This is a genomic window from Flavobacterium anhuiense, assembly GCF_004151235.1.
Classification (GTDB): Bacteria; Bacteroidota; Bacteroidia; order Flavobacteriales; family Flavobacteriaceae; genus Flavobacterium; species Flavobacterium anhuiense_A.
This window is the reverse complement of sequence record NZ_JUIV01000015.1, coordinates 36,685-56,191: the sequence shown is the minus strand read 5'-3', so window position 1 is coordinate 56,191 and position 19,507 is coordinate 36,685. Positions and strand designations below refer to the sequence as shown.

Annotated in this window: 10 protein-coding genes; 9 read left to right on the top strand and 1 reads right to left on the bottom strand. The window is 36.0% G+C overall.

The window, feature by feature from the left end; genetic code table 11:
- Window positions 1-23: 23 nt before the first annotated feature.
- The 9 genes from NU08_RS16695 (at window position 24) to NU08_RS16655 (ending at window position 17,711) form a co-directional block, all read left to right on the top strand.
- Window positions 24-938 (top strand): dihydrodipicolinate synthase family protein, encoded by a 915-nt coding sequence (locus tag NU08_RS16695; protein ID WP_129748251.1) that lies wholly within the window; start codon window positions 24-26, stop codon window positions 936-938.
- Window positions 939-1,133: 195 nt separating this feature from the next.
- Window positions 1,134-2,717: an aldehyde dehydrogenase (NADP(+)) gene (locus NU08_RS16690; protein WP_129748250.1), complete on the top strand. Its 1,584-nt coding sequence runs from the start codon at window positions 1,134-1,136 to the stop codon at window positions 2,715-2,717.
- Window position 2,718: 1 nt separating this feature from the next.
- Entirely contained in the window at window positions 2,719-3,729 is a 1,011-nt protein-coding gene (locus tag NU08_RS16685) for a 4-hydroxyproline epimerase (protein WP_091134305.1), read from the top strand.
- Between the two features lie 243 nt (window positions 3,730-3,972).
- Complete coding sequence (locus NU08_RS16680) at window positions 3,973-5,208, top strand: NAD(P)/FAD-dependent oxidoreductase (protein ID WP_129748249.1); 1,236 nt, start codon at window positions 3,973-3,975, stop codon at window positions 5,206-5,208.
- A gap of 3 nt (window positions 5,209-5,211) precedes the next feature.
- Window positions 5,212-6,510 carry an aminopeptidase P family protein gene (locus tag NU08_RS16675; RefSeq protein ID WP_129748248.1) on the top strand — a complete coding sequence of 433 codons (1,299 nt, stop codon included), beginning with the start codon at window positions 5,212-5,214 and terminating at the stop codon, window positions 6,508-6,510.
- Window position 6,511: 1 nt separating this feature from the next.
- Window positions 6,512-8,668: a S9 family peptidase gene (locus NU08_RS16670; RefSeq protein ID WP_129748247.1), complete on the top strand. Its 2,157-nt coding sequence runs from the start codon at window positions 6,512-6,514 to the stop codon at window positions 8,666-8,668.
- Between the two features lie 249 nt (window positions 8,669-8,917).
- A complete protein-coding gene (locus NU08_RS16665) occupies window positions 8,918-12,124 on the top strand; it encodes a SusC/RagA family TonB-linked outer membrane protein (protein WP_129748246.1) in 3,207 nt (1,068 codons plus the stop codon).
- Between the two features lie 11 nt (window positions 12,125-12,135).
- Window positions 12,136-13,593, top strand: a complete 1,458-nt coding sequence (locus tag NU08_RS16660; RefSeq protein WP_129748245.1) for a SusD/RagB family nutrient-binding outer membrane lipoprotein — start codon at window positions 12,136-12,138, stop codon at window positions 13,591-13,593.
- Between the two features lie 266 nt (window positions 13,594-13,859).
- On the top strand, window positions 13,860-17,711 hold the full coding sequence (locus NU08_RS16655; RefSeq protein WP_129748244.1) for a M43 family zinc metalloprotease: 3,852 nt from the start codon (window positions 13,860-13,862) through the stop codon (window positions 17,709-17,711).
- Between the two features lie 489 nt (window positions 17,712-18,200).
- Here the strand turns inward: NU08_RS16655 and NU08_RS16650 are convergent, their stop codons facing one another.
- The gene (locus NU08_RS16650) at window positions 18,201-19,418 is read right to left on the bottom strand and encodes a M24 family metallopeptidase (protein ID WP_129748243.1); all 1,218 of its coding nucleotides are present in this window, start codon (window positions 19,416-19,418) and stop codon (window positions 18,201-18,203) included.
- Window positions 19,419-19,507: the final 89 nt, after the last annotated feature.

Genomic DNA, 19,507 nt, shown 5'->3' with positions numbered 1-19,507 from the left:
GGCTTTAATAAAAAATTAAAAATATGAGTATTCAATGGAATGGCGTGATGCCAGCGGTGACCACAAAATTTACCGCAGATGATAAATTAGACTTCAACATGTTCGAAGTCAATATGAAAGCACAATTAGATGCTGGAGTATCGGGAATTATTTTGGGAGGAACTTTAGGAGAAGCCAGCACACTTTTAGAAGAAGAGAAAAGAGAATTAGTAAAACATACCGTTTCGCTAACAGAAAATAAAGTACCTGTAATTATGAACATTGCAGAGCAGTCTACAAAAAATGCCATTTTAGCTGCTAATAAAGCTGAACAAGATGGAGCAAAAGGATTAATGATGCTTCCTCCAATGCGTTATAAAGCGTCTGATTTTGAAACGGTTACTTTCTATAGTGAAGTCGCAAAAAATACGTCGCTTCCTATTATGGTTTACAACAATCCAGTTGACTATAAAATTGAAGTTACTTTAGACATGTTTGAAGAGTTATTGAAATATGATAATATTCAAGCAGTAAAAGAATCAACTAGAGATATTTCTAACGTTACCAGAATGATCAACCGTTTTGGAGATCGTTTAAAAATATTATCAGGAGTTGACACATTAGCATTAGAAAGTCTATTTATGGGTTCTGATGGTTGGGTTTCTGGATTAGTTTGTGCTTTTCCTGAAGAAACAGTGGCAATTTACAAATTAGCAAAAGCAGGAAGATTTGACGAAGCTTTGAAAATCTACAGATGGTTCTTGCCTTTATTAGAATTGGATATTAATGCACTTTTGGTTCAGAATATCAAATTAGCAGAAGTTGCAACAGGAATTGGTTCAGAACATGTTCGTGCGCCAAGATTGCCATTGCAAGGAGCAGAGAGAGAAAGAGTGCTAGCCATTATTGCTGAAGGATTACGCACTAGACCAACTTTGCCAGACTATAAAAATCTATAACAGCATATTTAAAGAGATTGGCTTTGCTTTTTTAGTTTTCAGTCTCGGATCTCAGCTTTCAGTCGCAGTCTCAGTTTTCGGTTTCCATTTACAGTCAGGGTTTTCGGTTACTGTTTTTACTGGGGCTGCGACTGAAAGCAGAGGTTAAAAACAGACTCGAAATAACTGCACTTATTCATTCATAAGACAAAAATCATGATTACAGGAAAAAATTACATAGGAAGCCAGCTAAAAGCAGGCGGTACAAAAACACTAAAGACGTTTAATCCAATATTGAACATAGAAAATCCATGGGTTTTTACAGAGGCAACTCAAGATGAAATTGATGAGGCAGTAACCTTGGCCAATCATGCATTTGCGAGTTATAAAAACTATTCGGGTATAGAAAAAGCTAAATTTTTAAATGCCATTGCTGACGAAATTTTAGCATTAGGAGACGATCTTTTGGTTCAATACTGCACCGAATCGGGTTACCCGAGAGGAAGAGCAGAAGGAGAACGCGGAAGAACAATCGGCCAGTTGAAAGCTTTTGCCGATATGCTTACAGAAGGAAGCTGGGTACAAGCGACAATAGATACTGCAATAATTGACAGACAACCTGCCCCAAAAGAAGACTTACGCAAAATGTTAACACCTTTAGGGCCAATTGTGGTTTTTGGATCAAGTAATTTTCCTTTTGCATTCTCTACAAGCGGAGGAGATACAGCTTCGGCTTTGGCTGCAGGTTGTCCAGTTATTGTAAAAAGTCATTCCATGCATATAGGAACTGGCGAAATGGTGGCCTCAGCAATTATTAAAGCGGCTCAGAAAACTAATATGCCAGAAGGTGTTTTTTCTAACCTTATTGGTGATGGAAGAACGCTTGGAACAAGTTTGGTGAAACATCCATTAGTAAAAGGAGTAGGTTTTACAGGAAGTATTAAAGGCGGACGCGCTTTGTGCGATTTAGCGGCACAGCGTCCTGAACCAATTCCGGTATTTGCCGAAATGGGAAGTATAAATCCAGTAGTATTATTACCTAATGCTTTAAAAATAAATAGCCAAAAATGGGCATCAGCTTATGCAGGTTCGATCACTTTGGGAGCAGGGCAGTTTTGTACAAATCCTGGATTATTATTAGCTTTAAAAGGAGAAGAACTAAATGACTTTGCTGAAAATCTTAATGAGGCAATAGAAAAAATTACGCCAGGCTGTATGCTTCATCCTTCTATTTACGCTGATTTTAATAATGGAATTTCAAAAATAGAAGAGCAGAATGGAGTTTCAAGAATAGCTCAATTTAAAGGTGAAGTAACACCAAATCACGGTGCTTCAACTGTGCTAAAAGTTGATGGAAAAGAATTTTTAAAAAATGCAGTATTGCACAATGAGGTTTTTGGTCCTTTTTCAATTTTAATTGAATGCGAAAATGAAGCAGAATTAATAGAAGTGATTTCTAAGTTGGAGGGACAGCTGACAGGAACAATAATCAGTGAGGAAAATGAAATTGAAACTCATAAAGGAGTAATTGCCGCTTTACAGAATCGCGTAGGACGTTTAATTTATAACGGCGTGCCAACAGGAGTAGAAGTTTGCGCTTCAATGCTTCATGGCGGACCTTATCCTGCATCGTCAGATTCGCGTTATACTGCAGTAGGAATAGATGCGGTTTACAGATGGGTGCGTCCTATTAGTTTTCAGAATTGGCCAGATCATTTGCTGCCAGCTGAATTGCAAAACGAGAATCCGCTACAGATTGTTCGTACCGTAAATAATAAACTAACACTATCTCAAATATAAAATGGTAAAGAAAACTTTTTTTTGCGTAGATGCTCATACATGCGGGAATCCAGTTCGGGTTGTTGCAGGTGGAGGACCTAATTTGCAAGGTGATTCGATGAGCGAAAAACGGCAGCATTTCTTAAAAGAATATGACTGGATTCGTAAAGGATTAATGTTTGAACCTAGAGGACATGATATGATGAGCGGCAGCATTTTGTATCCGCCAACAAATCCTGAAAATGACTTTGGAATTTTATTTATAGAAACTTCTGGCTGTCTGCCAATGTGTGGCCACGGAACAATTGGAACTATTACAATTGCTGTCGAAGAAGGTTTGGTGACGCCAAAAGTTCCTGGAATTATCAAAATGGAAGCGCCTGCAGGTTTAGTGCATATCGAATATCAGCAGACTGGCAAAAAAGTAGATTGGGTACGTCTGACCAACGTAAAATCATATCTAGCGGCAGAAGGTCTTACGATTGATTGTCCTGAGTTGGGCGAAATTGTTTTTGATGTGGCTTACGGAGGAAATTACTACGCCATTGTAGATCCGCAAAAGAATTTTTCTGGTGTTCAAGATTTTACAGCAAGCAAAATTGTTCAGTATAGCCAAGAAGTGCGCAAAAAGATTAATGAAAAATATCCAGATTATTTCATTCATCCAGAAAATGATACAATTCGAGATGTATCACATATGTTATGGACGGGATCACCTATTGATTCAACATCATCTGGCAGAAATGCCGTTTTTTATGGCGACAAAGCGATTGACCGTTCGCCATGCGGAACAGGAACATCGGCAAGAATGGCGCAATTGCACGCTAAAGGAAAATTAAAAAAAGGAGAAGAGTTTATTCACGAAAGTTATATTGGAAGTAAGTTTATTGGAAAAGTGGTAGAAGAAACTTCTATTGGAGATATTCCAGCTATTGTTCCAAGCATTCAAGGCTGGGCAAAAGTGTACGGATATAATACTATTATAATTGATGAAAGCGACGATCCATATGCATTTGGATTTCAGGTTATTTAAAAATCAGTTTATAATATAATTAAGCTGTTGGTCAAATTAAATTATTGTTTTTTTGAATAGCCCGTAGTTTTAACTAGGGGATTTTAGAAATTGTAAATAGGATGGCTTTAGCCAAATTAACGTGGTTGTTGTTGAAGCTAAAACCATCTTTTACAATTTTAATTCTTAATGCAACATATAATTTCATCCAACAGATTTAAAATATAATTAGTAGTTCAAAGAACTCTTAACGAATTAAAATTTATGAAAAAAGTTGCTGTTATTGGCGGTGGAATTATTGGCTTATGTTCAGCTTATTATCTCGCAAAAGAAGGTTACGAGGTAAGCGTATATGATGAGTCAGAAATGGATAATGGCTGTTCGTACGGAAACGCAGGTATGATTGTGCCTTCACATATTATTCCGCTAGCACAGCCCGGAATGATTGCACAAGGAATAAAATGGATGTTTGATAGCCGTAGTCCGTTTTATGTAAAACCGCGTTTAAGCAAAGATTTATTAAGCTGGGGAATGCAGTTTTATAAACATGCCAATTTACGTCACGTAGAAAAAGCAATGCCTGCTTTACGCGATCTTTCTTTATTGAGTAAAGAATTATATCAGGATTTTGCCAAAGAAAATAATTCTTTCTTTTATGAGGAAAAAGGACTTTTGATGCTTTATAAAAGCGATAAAGTAGAAGAAGAAATGTATCACGAAGGCAAAGAAGCAGAACGTCTTGGACTAGAGGTAGATTATCTGTCGAAATCTCAAGTATCACTTTTAGAAAAAGGAACGGCTACCAGCGTAATTGGAGGTGTTCATTATAAAAGCGATGCCCATTTGTATCCTCAAAAATTTATGTCTTTTATAAAAGAAGAATTATCTCGTTTAAAAGTCGAAATTCATTCTAAAACTAGTGTCAAAGATTTTGTTTTAGAAGGAAATAAAATCGAAAAAATTGTAACCGACAAAGGGCTCTTTAGAGCAGATGAAGTGGTCTTGGCATCTGGATCTTGGAGTCCTTTTTTGGCTAAAAAACTAAATATTTCCATTTCTATTTTACCAGGAAAAGGATATAGTTTTACTTTAAAAGATAAGACTCAAAAGCCTAGTATTCCGTCTATTTTATGTGAAGGGAAAGTAGCCGTAACTCCAATGTCTAATGATATAAGATTTGGTGGAACTATGGAAATTACACACACCAAGGACAATAAAATAAACGCAAACAGACTTCAAGGAATTATAAACAGCATCAATGATTTCTATCCAGATATGAAAGTGGAAATGCCAAAAGCAGAAGACACTTGGTTTGGATTTAGGCCTTGTACGCCATCTGGAATGCCAATTATTGCTAGAGACAAAAAAGTCGTAAATTTGACCTTAGCAACAGGTCATGCCATGATGGGATTAAGTCTCGCACCGGCCACAGGAAAAACTATAACAGAAATTATTTCTGGTAAACCGACCTCTGTTGCTATAGACAGATTCCAAATATAAAATATGAGATACAACCAGATTCCGGTTTCTTTGTTTTTAGAAAACCGAAAAAGATTTACCGAAAAAATGAAGCCAAACAGTTTGGCTATTCTGACTTCAAATGACGTCATGCCTAATAATGCAGACGATGTTATGGGCTTTGCACAAAACAACGATTTGTTTTATCTGTCGGGAATTGATCAGGACGAAACCATTTTGGTGCTCTATCCAGATGCATTTAAAGAAGAAAACAGAACCATACTTTTTATTAAAGAGGCAAACGAACATACGCTCATTTGGGATGGTAATTTTTTAACCAAAGAACAAGCAACAGCTATTTCCGGAATCCAGAATGTCAAATGGCTTCACGAATTTGAAAAGACTTTACAGCTTTTTGCCTTTGAATCTGATATATTTTATTTGGGTCACAATGAGCATATCAAAAGGGTGACTGCTGAAATTGAAACTAGACAAGACCGAATGATTAAATGGTGCAAAGAAAAATATCCATTGCATCAATATGAACGTGCGGCAAAAATAACCCGCGAATTGCGTCCAATTAAATCAAAAGAAGAGGTTGATTTAATTAAAAAAGCAACTGCTATTAGTGCGGAAGGTTTTCATAGAGTTTTAGGTGCAATTCGTCCTAATATAAAAGAATACGAGTTAGAAGCCGAACTTTTATATGCAACCGTAAAAAACGGAGGAACGAGACAAGCATTTAGATCTATTGTAGCGTCTGGAATAAATGCCTGTTCATTGCATTATAACACTAACGATGATATTTGCCGAGAAAATGAAATGGTGCTGTTGGATTTTGGTAGCTGTTATGCCAACTATAATTCGGATACCACAAGATGTATTCCGGTTAACGGAACTTTCAGTGCAAGACAAAAAGAGGTTTACGAATCAGTTTTACATTGTTTGAAAGAAGGTTCAAAATTACTGAAACCTGGAGTTTTATCGAAAGATTACGAGCTTCAAATGGCAAAATTAATTGAAGCTGAATTGGTTAAGTTAGGGTTAATTACAGAAGAAGAAATTAAATCTCAAGATCCAGAAAAACCTGCTTCCAAGAAATATTTCATGCATGGAACAGCGCATCATTTAGGATTGGATGTTCACGATGTTGGCTTGTATTCACGACCTTTTGAAAAGGGAATGGTGCTTACTTGCGAACCTGGAATTTACATTAGAGAAGAGGGAATAGGTTGCCGTTTGGAAAATGATTACTTGATAACAGAAGACGGAAACATCAACCTGAGTGAAGCACTGCCAATAGAAATTGCCGAAATTGAAAATTTAATTAAAAACAAAAAATAAGATGAAAAAGTATTTGTTGTTTCTTTTGTTTATATGCACTTCTGTTTTTGCACAGAAGATTGATATCAACAATCTAAATTGGTTGCCAAATTCTCATTCGTTTTGGGTGAATAATGATAACAATGTAGTCATTTACGATGTCGATAAGCTGGATAAACAAAACATTATTTTATCAAAAGCACAATTAGCGGCATCTGGATTTAGTGGTGAAATTGAGCAATTGGTCTGGAACGATCTAAAAACAAAAGTATTAGTTTATACAAATTCTAAGAAAGTTTGGAGAGACAACACCCGAGGCGACTATTGGTATTTTGATTTGGCTACAGGAAAAGGAAAACAATTAGGCAAAAACTTGGACGCTTCATCATTAATGTTTGCTAAATTTTCAAGCGATAATGAAAATGTTGCCTATGTTTCAAAACACAATATTTATGTTGAAAATCTGAATTCTGGAAAAATTACACCCATTACAACAGATGGCACAGATAAAATCATCAACGGAACTTTTGATTGGGTTTATGAGGAAGAACTAGCTGCGCGTGATGGATTTAGGTGGAGCCCAGACGGAAAAAGCATTGCTTTTTGGAGAGTAGATGCAACGTCTACCAAATTTCATTATATGATTAATAATACCGATTCGTTGTATCCGACAATTATTCCTGTAGAATATCCAAAAGCAGGAGAAAGACCATCTTCGGTTAAAATCGGAATTGTGAATATTGATTCTTTGCAAACCAATTGGCTAAACATTCCGGGAGAGCCAGATAATAATTATTTGGTTCGAATGAAATGGATTAATAACGAGTCTGTTATGGTGATTCAGTTAAACCGAAACCAGAATCAGGTAACGATGTACGATTGCAATCCAAAATCGGGTGCGGCAAGAGTAATTTATAAAGAAGAGTCAAATTCTTGGATAGATGTTTTTGATATTTCTTCAGGACTATATGATACTTTTCCATGTCAGTTTGTGGATAATGGAAAATCCTTTTTATGGAGTTCTGATGCCGACGGATGGATGCATATCTATAAAATAAGTTTGGACGGAAAATCAAAAGAATTAATAACCAAAACTAATTTTGATGCTTATTATAAAGCTTATAACGAAAAAACAAAAACAATCTATTTTGTTGCCAGTCCATCAGATGCAACACAGCGCTATTTATATGAGACCAATTTAAGTTCTAAAAAGACAAAAAGAGTAACACCAGCTATTTTTGAAGGTTCAAACCGATATATCTTTTCTACAGATGCGGCTTACGCACAGCATACCAACGCAAGCATTTCGAGAGATTATAATCAGAGAGTGATCGCTTTGTCTGGACATCAAAAGATTTATCCAAAAGAAGCAGATGTTTTTTCTGCTCCTCATAGAGATTATTCGTTAGAAAAATTTAAAGTGAAAACAGTTGATGGCATTGATATTGACGGAATCATGGCAAAGCCATTAGATTTTGATGCTTCAAAAAAATATCCAGTTTTCTTTTATGTGTATGGAGAACCAATGGCTACGGTTGCCAATGACAGACCATATTTTAATGAATTTATCGCTGCTTTAATTCCAAAAGGATACATCGGAATTGCTATGGATAACAGAGGAACTCCTGCAATGAAAGGAACACAGTGGAGAAAATCAATTTATAAAAATATCGGAATTATCAATACGCACGATCAGGCAATGGCGGCTAAAGAAGTTCTAAAATGGAATTTTATTGATGCCGATCGTGTAGCAATTCACGGTTGGAGCGGTGGTGGCGCTGTAACTTTAAATTTAATGTTTCAATACCCAGATATTTATAAAACGGGAATTGCGATTGCAGCAGTAACAGATCAGCATTTTTATGATAACATTTATACAGAACGTTATATGGGATTGCCTGAGGAAAATGAAGCAACTTATATTCAGGCTTCTCCAGTAACTCATGCTAAGAATTTAAAAGGAAACTTACTTTATATTCACGGTACAGGCGATGATAATGTGCATTATAAAAATGCAGAAGTTCTAATTAACGAATTGGTGAAGTACGATAAAATGTTCGATTTAATGATTTATCCAAACCGTTCGCATAGCATTGATGAAGGTGAAGGAACCTCACAACATTTAATGGATACTTTTGTGAGATATACAGAAAAAAATTGCCCGCCAGGAGCGAAATAAAAAAAGTAATATATTATAAAAAGAGGAGAATTTCAACTTGATGAAATTCTCCTCTTTTTTTTTAGGCTTTCTGATTTTGATTTGAGTTAATTGTTTGATTTTGAAATCTTTTCTAAAAGATAATATGGTAATTGTGCGATTGCGAAATTGTTATTTATAGGGTAATATAATCAGGTTTTTCGGTAATATATTATCATAATAATTGTCTAAAAAGCAAAATATTTGCCACATTAATTATAAAACCATTTTATGAAATTGAAGATTAATTTTAGAAAAATTGCAGTACTCTTTTTTGTACTGTTGACTAAACTGACTTTTGCCCAAGATCGGGTTGTGTCGGGAATTGTTTCAGATGAGAATGGAGTTCCGCTGCCAGGCGTTGGTGTCTTGGTTAAAGGAACTCAGAATGGCTCTCAAACTGATTTTGATGGGAAATATTCAATAAAAGCTGATGCAAATGCTGTGCTTGTGTTTAGTTTTATTGGAATGCAGACTAAAGAAGTTCCAGCACGCGGCAACAGTGTAAATGTTAAAATGACCGCAGGATCGACACAATTGCAAGAAATCGTAGTTACAGCATTAGGACTTAAGAGAGAGAAAAAATCTTTGGGTTATGCTACACAAGAAATAAATGGAGATCAGCTAACTAAAATAAATACTGGTAACGTTTCGAATAATATTTCAGGAAAAATTGCTGGAGTTGAAATCAGAAGAAATAACAATATTGGCGGTTCTACCAATGTTGTCATTCGTGGTACTACTTCATTAACGGGAAACAATCAGGCTTTATGGGTTGTTGACGGAATTGTATTGAATAATGATAATACCAATTCGGCCGATCAAAAATCGGGAGGAAACGTAGGAGGTTATGATTACGGAAATGCCGCTTCAGATATTAACCCTGATGATATAGAAACGATGAACGTTTTAAAAGGTGCGGCTGCAACCGCATTATATGGTTCTAGAGCATCAAACGGTGTTATCATTGTAACGCTTAAAAAAGGAAGCAAAACAAAAGGAGGATTAGGATTTGATTTTAGTTCTGGAGTAAATGTTGGAGTTGTAGACAAGAAAACTTTACCAGAATATCAAAACCAATACGGAGGAGGTTATGGTGATTTTTATGGTACAGTTGATCTAGGCAGTGGAGTTCATCCTTACACAGCTACTGATGATGCGGCGTGGGGGCCAAAATTTGATCCTTCATTGTTGGTTTACAACTGGAATTCGTTTTATCCAGAATTGCCAACTTACGGAAAAGCGACGCCTTACACCGCTGTAAAAAACAATCCAAATAGTTTTTATCAAAACAGTTTAACATATATCAACAGTATCGCTTTTTCGGCAGCAAATGATCAGGGAGACTTTAGATTTGGTTATACAAATTACAATCAGCAGCAAGGAATTCTTCCTAATAGCAACAACAGAAAAGACAATTTTAATTTTTCTGGAAGTTATAAAGTTACACCTAAAACGAGAATTTCAACTTCAGCCAATTATTTGACTTCTAATGCCATTGGAATGAATGAAACAGGATATGGCGATGGAGGAAATAATTATTTGAGCAGCGTAAGACAATGGTATACGACTAATGCTGATTTTGGAGATCTAAAAGAAGCTTACGAAATAACAGGTAAAAACACAACATGGAACGTTGGTTCGCCAGACAATTTAGCAGTTCAGTTTCACGACAATCCTTATTTTCAGCGTTATAATAACTACAATTCATTAAAAAGAGATCGCTTCTTCGGTAATGTTGTGGTAAAAACAGAAGTTACCAATTGGTTTGATATCATGGGACGCGGTGCAGTAGATTTTTACCATCAATTGCAGGAAGAGCGTATTGCTGTAGGTTCTAAAAGAACACCAAATGCTCTTGGCCAATATTCTAGATATGATAAAAATTTCCGCGAAATCAATTTAGATTTAGTATTGAATTTCAAAACAGCCATCACAGACGGAATCAATTTTAATGGTATGTTAGGAGGAAACACGAGACGTTCTGTTAATAATTCTATCTACGCGGTAACAAATGGCGGATTGGTTGTGCCGGGAATTTATGCCTTGACCAACTCAATTGACCCAATTAACAGTCCTGACGAGATGCAGCAGACATTGGGAACCAATAGTGTTTATGGTATGGCAAGTTTTAATTTCTTAGATACTTATTTTCTTGAAGGAACTTATAGAATAGATCAATCATCTACTTTGCCAAAAGATAATGATACCTATTCTTACCCATCGATTACAGCGACTTATATTTTTAGCAATCATATTAAAGCAGATTGGCTTTCATTTGGTAAACTGCGTTTGAATTATGCTGAAACAGGAAACGATGCTCCATTTGCGGTAACTTCTACGCTTTATCCTAAAAATACCAATTTTGGGCCAGGTGGAATCCGTTTTTCTACAGATAATAGCAGAAGCAATTCTGATTTAAAAAGTGAGTTGACCAAAGGAGTTGAGGCTGGTCTTGAACTTAAGTTTTTTAAAAATAGGTTAGGCGTTGATTTCTCTTACTACAAAACTAATACAACAAATCAGATTCTTTCTATCGAAACTCCAACACAAACAGGATATACAAGAGCTTGGATTAATGGTGGAGATGTTCAGAATAAAGGATTTGAGGTTACAGTAAATGCTACTCCTATAAAAACTAAAGATTTCTCATGGCAAGCTACAGTAAACTGGTCAACCAATAAAAATGAAGTAATCTCTTTAGGAGGAGCGAGTCAGATTTCGTTAGGATCATTCCAAGGGGTAAACTATGTGGCTGAAGTTGGTAAGCCAGTAGGGCAGTTGGTTGGTTCTGGATATACTTATTTAAACGGAGAAAAAGTAATTCGTTCAAACGGAAGATATCTGCAAAGTGCGGGAGTTGTCATTGGAAATGTTGCTCCAGATTGGATTGGCGGTTTCAATAACGTTTTAACGTACAAAAACCTTTCTTTCAATTTCTTAATTGATGTGAAAAAAGGTGGAGATGTATATTCTCTAGATCAGCAATACGGACATACGACGGGAATCTACGAAAGTACAGTAAGCAATAACCATAATGGAGTTCCTCAGCGTGAACCAGTTGCTCAAGGCGGTGGTATATTGTTGGATGGTGTAAAACAAGATGGAACACCAAATAATGTTACTGCTAGTGTAACTGGAACAGACGGATACTATTTTTATAATTCTATGCCACAGCAGCAATATGTATATGATGCGTCTTATGTAAAGCTTCGCGAAATAGGTTTGAGCTATAAACTACCAAAAAGATTTTTAGAAAACACATTCATCAGCAATATGGTTTTTGCTTTAAACGGAAGCAATCTTTGGATCATCCATAAAAACCTGCCATACGCAGATCCTGAGGCAGGAGCATCTTCGGGTAATTTACAAGGTTTCCAGACTGGAGTACTGCCAACTACAAAGGAGTACAGTTTTACCATGAAAGTTCAATTCTAAAAAATAAAGACATGACAATTATAAAAAAAATATTTTTTGCAGGAGCCGTTTTATGTGCAGTAGCTTCATGTGATAACTTAGATGACATGAACAAAAATGAAAAGGCTTATGAAACCGCTTTGCCAAGTGCGTTGATGACTAGCGCACAGGTTAATTATGCTTACTTTCTAACCAATGCTTCGGTAAATTCAAACAATTTTAGAGCCTATGCACAGCATTGGTCTACATCTACCTATACGGATGAAGCCAATTATAATCAGGCGAAAAGAAATTTAGGAAGTTCACATGCTGTACTGTTATACCGTGATGTGCTTCAAGATCTAGTAAATGCACAAAAGCAAATTCAAAACACAAAAGTATTAGGGCCAATTGAAGAAGGCATAAAGAAAAATCAGCTTGCTATTTTAGAAGTGCAAATTGTAATGGCTTATCAAACTCTAGTAGATTTATTTGGTAATGTCGCATATTCTGAAGCGTTAGATATTAAAAAATTTCCGCTTCCAAAATATGACGATGCAAAAACAATCTATTTTGATTTGGCTTCTCGTTTGGACGCTGCTATTGCGGCTTTGAATGATGAAAATGGAAGTTTTGGAAATGCCGATTTGATTTTTCACGGAAATGTGGCAAAATGGAAAACATTAGCCAATAGCGTAAAACTAAAAATGGGCTTGCACCTTGCTGATGTTGATGCTGTAAAGGCAAAAGCAATGGTAGAAAGTGCTTTTAATTCAGGAGTTATGAGTAAAGAAGCTGATACGGCATTGTTTCAGTACTTTTCTTCAATAACAGACATGAATCCATTGTATGACAGTTTGGTAAACGAAAGCCAGATTAATATTGCTGAATTTTTTGTAAATGAATTAAATGGAAAAGAAGATCCGAGACGCGATTTTTTCTTCAATCCAAATTCAAAGGTAAACGGGCAATATAAAGGAGCTCCTTACGCAAAACAGGTTAATTATGCAGATTATTCAAATACTGGTGCAAGATTAAAACAGAAAACAAATCCAGGAGTTATATTCGATTATACCGAAACTTGTTTTTTACTGGCAGATGCGGCAAGCCGAGGCTTTAACGTTGGAGCTGATGCTTCAACATATTATACTAAGGGGATAGAAGCAAGCATGAAATTTTGGGGAGTTTCTGATGCTAATGCTCAAACTTATCTTGCACGTCCTGATGTTGCTTTTGCTACTGCTTCAGGAACAGACAAGCAAAAAATTGCTTACCAGCTTTGGATCGCTTACTACAATCGCGGTTTTGAAGCATGGACAGAATACAGAAGGTTAGATTATCCAATATTGGTAGCGCCTTCAACAGCTGTGCAAGAAGCAGAGGGTAAAGTTCCTGTTAGAAATATTTATTCCACATCTGACAAAACGCTGAATACGGCAAATTATGAAGCAGCTTCAGCAGCAATAGGAGGAGATTTAATGACAACGAAGATTTTTTGGGACAAATTTTAATTTTGAGTTAGTTTAATTTGTTTTTTGAGCCAGCACTTTCTAAGTGCTGGTTTTTGTTTTTTACAGTATTTGCAAGGGAAGACTGATTCTTTTTATGTTTTTAATAAGGTTTGTTTTTAGTGTTTTATTATGAATATTTTTTTATTATGTGTTTTTTTTAAGGTTAAAAATGTGATAATTATGTATTAATTCTGATTAAAATACTATCAGAAAGATAGAAGCTTGTGCGGTAATTTTGATTGTTACTAATTAAAAAACCTAAACAAATGAAATTAAAATTACTAATCTGCTTTCTGATTTTCAGCTTATTGAAAGTTAGCGCACAAGGTTTGCCTTGTAGAACAAGCGAAGAAAATGAAAAAGTGTATCGGAATAATCCACATGCACTTCAAGAGAAAAAGAACTTTGATGTTTTCAGTAAAAATTTTGCGGCCCAGCGTAAATCTTCAACGGCAAAAACGGCTGCAACTACTTACACAATTCCAGTGGTATTTCATATTTATGGAGATGTACAAGGCGGAAAAACAGTTACGTACGAAAAAATCGTAAATCACCTAGCTCAACTTAATGATGATTTTAATGGTCGTAATGCCGATTTTCAGACCGTTGAATCGTTTTTTCAGGCACGACGCGGAACTTTGAATATTGAATTTAAGCTTGCTAAAAAAGATCCGAATGGCGGCTGTACGACAGGAGTAGTTTTTCATCCAACTAAAAATGGTTACGGAAATGGAGGCGGATATGATGACCAAATCGCTTCGGATGCTTGGGATAATACCAAATATATGAACGTCTATATACAGAACGATTTGTACAATGACGGAGCAACAAATAATTCAGGGGTGGCTTGGTATCCCAGTTCAGACATGACAGCAAACAATACAGCTCGTGTTGTTTTTAATGGAGCATATTTATATGATAACTCCTACAGTAAAGAATTCTCTGCAACGCTTACTCACGAGTTTGGTCATTTCCTTAACCTAATCCATACTTTTGAAGGAGGATGTACTGGAACTGATGAAGTTGCCGATACTCCAGCGGAAGACGGAAAACATACTTTAGGCTGTACTCCCGGAACAAATTGCAGCGGAGACAAAGTAAATTTCGAAAACTACATGGGGTACAATGGAGCGCAAGGCTGCTACAAAATGTATACTCAAGGTCAGATTGATAGAATGTTGGCTGCTTTAGAACACCCTGCGAGAAAATCACTTTGGCAGGCGCAAAACTTAATTGATACTGGCGTAAATTCTACAGGAAGCACGCTTACTGCTTCGGCTACAGCTTTTAAAGAAGCGATTATAAACGACGGTTCTTTTGACACTTCATCCATAATCAAATTAAACGGAACTAAAACTTTTGCTGTTTCTTCTGGAACTTTGACAGCAGGAACTCATTTTACGCATACTTTCCCAGCAGGAATTACACCTGTGCTTACTGTAAATTCCAACAATCAAATTACAGTTACATTAACTGGAAAAGCAACTAATCATGCATTAAGCAATAATACTTCAGGTGGAATTAGCTTTTTACCAGCTGCATTCACGGGAGGAACAGCTGATTTATCTTGCACATCTTTATTCTTTAATTTTAAATTTTCAGATCCATACGGAATCTTTTTTGTAGACATGCCAGATGTGACGGTTTCGTCGGCATTGACATGGAAATATTTTGAAATAGCAAAAGGAGATGATCGTGCATTTGGAGGCTGGCGTTATGCTGCAAATGCTTTAAAAATTGAAACTTATGCCAAGAGATTAGTTTGCGAAACTGGCACTAGAAATATCTCTTTATTAAATTCAAACACAGCCGTTGGTCCAACAAGCAATATGACTGCTCCGGGTGCATATCCAAATCAATTAGATTTAAGAACAGCGAGTTACACAGCTTGGGACGGAAAAACAGGTTACGTAGGATTCGATTATTTAATGGATGGCCTTACTTGTTATGGATGGTTTAAAGTAAAAGTAAATGCGGATGGTGATGGATATACAATTTTGGAATATGCATACAATACAAAACCAAACACTCCAATTTATACAGGAATGACCGATAAAACGGCGACAACTTTATCTCCAGATACATTGTATGAAGCAGAAGTAAATGATGGAAGCATAACTTCTACAGCGACAATTGCTTTGAGTACTAATAATGGTACATTTACAAAAAGCAACGGTACTTTTACAGCAGGAACTGATTATACTATTACTGGTGTTCCAGCTGGTTTAACTGCAGTTTTAACTCTTGAAAGCAATACTAAAACAGTACTTTCTTTTACAGGAAAAGCAACTGCGCACAACACAACAAACGATGCTGTTGTTACAGTTACGTTTAAAGATGCAGCAATTACTGGCGGTATAGCTACTTTGGATACCGCTACAAAAACAATCAATTTGAAATTTGATGCGCCTTATGGAGTGTTTTATGTAAACAATCCAGATTATACGGCTAATGCAGCATCTACATGGCAATATTTTGATTTGGGTATTGGAGATAATACTGAATATGGAGCTTGGCAATATGCTGCCGCAGCTTTAAAAATGGAGACCTACGGAAAAAGATTAGTTTCTGAAGCAGGAACAAGAAATATATCATTCTTATCACAAGGTACTTCTATTGGAGCTTCAAGTAATTTTGCAGCGCCAGGAGCATATCCAAATCAATTGGATTTGAGAACAGCTACCTATACAACTTGGGATAATAAAACAGGATATGTTGGTTTTGAATATACAAGTAGAGGACGTACTTGCTACGGATGGATGCACGTAAAAGTGGAAGTTGGTGGAGTAGGATATACCGTTTTGGATTTTGCTTATAACACCAAACCAAACGAACCTATTTTAGCAGGAGTACAAACTACCAATATAGTATTTGCGCCAACAAATTTAACGGCAACAGCCAATGCAGCAAATTTAGAAACCATTCTTAATTGGACTAACAATGCTACGAATGCTTCAAATGTAATTATTGAGAGAGCGGGAGCAGATGATGTTTATGCAGAAATTGCTACGTTAGCTAACACTGCATCAACTTATACCAATACAGGTTTAACAGCAGGAAACACTTATAAATATAGAGCGAGAGCAAAATCTGGAACTGATTATTCTGCGTATTCTAATGTGGTTTCTGTAACAATTCCGGTTGCTCCACCGTGCACTGCGCAAGGAACAAACGGTTATGAATACATAAGTTCTGTAGCAGTAGGAAGTTTTGTAAATACATCTGGAAAAGAAACAAACGGTTATGCCGATTATACTTCGAAAGTGATTACGCTGAATCCGAATGCAAATACAAGCGTTACTTTAACTCCAGGTTTTACTGGCTCTGCTTACACTGAATATTGGGGAGTTTGGATCGATTACAATAAAAACAATCAGTTTGAAGCATCTGAAAAAGTGATTAATAATATTTCATCAAATGGTGCGGTTACGGCAAGTTTTACGCCTCAATCATTTACTGGAACTACCAGAATGAGAGTGGTGATGAAATATAATACTAATCCGTCTTCAACATGCGGAAATCTTGGGGATGGTGAAATCGAGGATTATACTGTTCAAGCAGGAACATCTGTTCCACCAAATCCAGCAACTTTGACAATTCCTGCTAATCTTGGAAACGCAGGCGTATATTCGTCAGGATTTTATGCTTCTTGGGCAACATCAACAGATGCTGCGTCTTATGAAGTGCAATTAAATACTTCATCAGGATGGACAGCGGCGGGAACTTCTACCACGTATTATTTGTGGATTCCAAAACAAGGAACTCAAACTGTATATGAATTTAGAGTAAGAGCAATCAATGGAGCGGCTTTTAGCGAATGGAGCGCTTCTCATACAATCGATTTGCAATCTGGAAGCACTGGTTTGCCAGGCATAAATACAAATACGGCGAAAGCATTTACAATGTATCCAAATCCAGCGTCAGACGTTGTGAACTTTACTTTTGATAACATTGATGTCAATAAAGTGAAAGTGTCAATTTACAATAGTACAGGTCATTTGGTAGATACTGTTCATAATACAACTGTTTATTCTCTTAAATATTTAAATAAAGGAGTTTATATTGTTGTGGCTACTGATGGAAAGTTTGTAGAAAAGAAAAAATTATTGGTTGAGTAATAAGTTAATTTAGTTAAAATGAGAAGGGCTGTTTACGAAAATGGACAGCCCTACTTTTTTTACCCTTTATTAATGATTTAATATTTCGACCCGCTGGGGCTTTTTTATATTTGGAAATTGTATTTTTTCTATAAATATTCTGCTTCTCCGAAGCATTTAAACTATTAGAAAAAACTTTTGAGGAGTAGATATTTTATAAAAATCAAGTTTAAATTTAAACAAAGTCAATGGGTTTCAGCCATTGGAACGCAAAGAGAATCATCAATCATTTGTTTTCTAAGAACGAAAAATAGAGTTATGTTTAAAAATAATTGCACAAGAACAGAAAATTCAATTTACCAAAAATTAGAAAGCTTCGGAGAAGCAAAATATTTATAGAAATTGCAATTCTCAGAGATGAAAAAGCTCCGGAGGAGCGACATATAATTTATAAAGAAAAAAAGCTGTCTAAACAAACAGCTCTTTCTAAAATATTAAATCAAAATTATTTTAAACCTCTAATCCAAACGGATTATCAATACTCTGCATTGGCTCCGTAAACCATTTTGGACCTTCTGCCGTCATATAAAAATGATCTTCGTGGCGAATACCAAATTGACCCGGCATACAAATCATAGGTTCATTACTTACTACCATTCCTTCTTTTAAAATGGTTTGATTTCCTCTTACTAAATAAGGATATTCATGAATGTCCAAACCAGTTCCATGTCCTACACGATGCGGTAAGCCTGGAATTTCGTAATCACCGCTTAAGCCCGCTTCCGCTAGAACTTTACGCGCAGCATCATCTACAGATCCGCATGTTGCTCCAATTTGCGCAGCATCAAAAGCTGCTTTTTGGGTTGCTTTTTCAAGATTCCAGATTTTTCTGTGCTCGTCATTTGGAGTTCCATACACATAAGTTCTAGTGATATCAGACAAATAACCTTCTAAACGGCATCCGGTATCAATCAAAACGACATCATTGTCAACTAAATTTTGAGGAGAAGTAACTCCATGCGGATATTGTGAATCTTCTCCAAAAAGAACAATGCAGAAATAAGAACCTGACGGAATACCAGCTTTAATATGTGCCTTATGTATAAAATCAGCAACAATGCTTACGGCAATTCCTGGATGCAAAATGCGAGCCGCTGCTTTTTGAACAGTCATTGTTATGTCTTTCGCTCTTTGAATAATAGCAATTTCATTAACCGATTTATGCATTCTGCAACCTGCAGTTATAGGTTGAGCGTTTACAAAACTGAAATTTGTATTTGCTTTTGAGATTGCGTCAATTAGAAAAAAAGCAGCCGATTCATCCAGCGCAATATTTCCATCAGTTACATTTTTATTTTTCAGAATACTCCCAAACAATTCAGAAGGGCTTTCATGTTCTTCCCAGAAATTTAAGTTTCCTTCGATTTTCATGAAAGTTTTAAAAGTTCCCTCTTCAAATTTCGGAACAATATATTCAACAGTTTCGTCTTCAAAAATTATAGCGCCAACCATACGCTCAGACGGATTCCATTTCGTTCCTGTAAAATAATACAGATTGGTTCCTGCATTTGCATAAAGCGCTTTACAATTGAGTTCTTTCATTAAAGAAACCGCTTTTTTAATACGCTGTTTATACTCAGGTAGTTCGATTGGCACAACACCAAGCGTCATGTTTTGTATTTTTTCTAATTCGATGTCTACAGTTGATCCGCCAACTCCAATTGCCATTTTTTATTTTTTTAAAGTTATTATTTAATGCACCGTAATTCGTTAAACTGATATAAAGTTCAATTTTTCAATAAAAGTAAAGCATTATT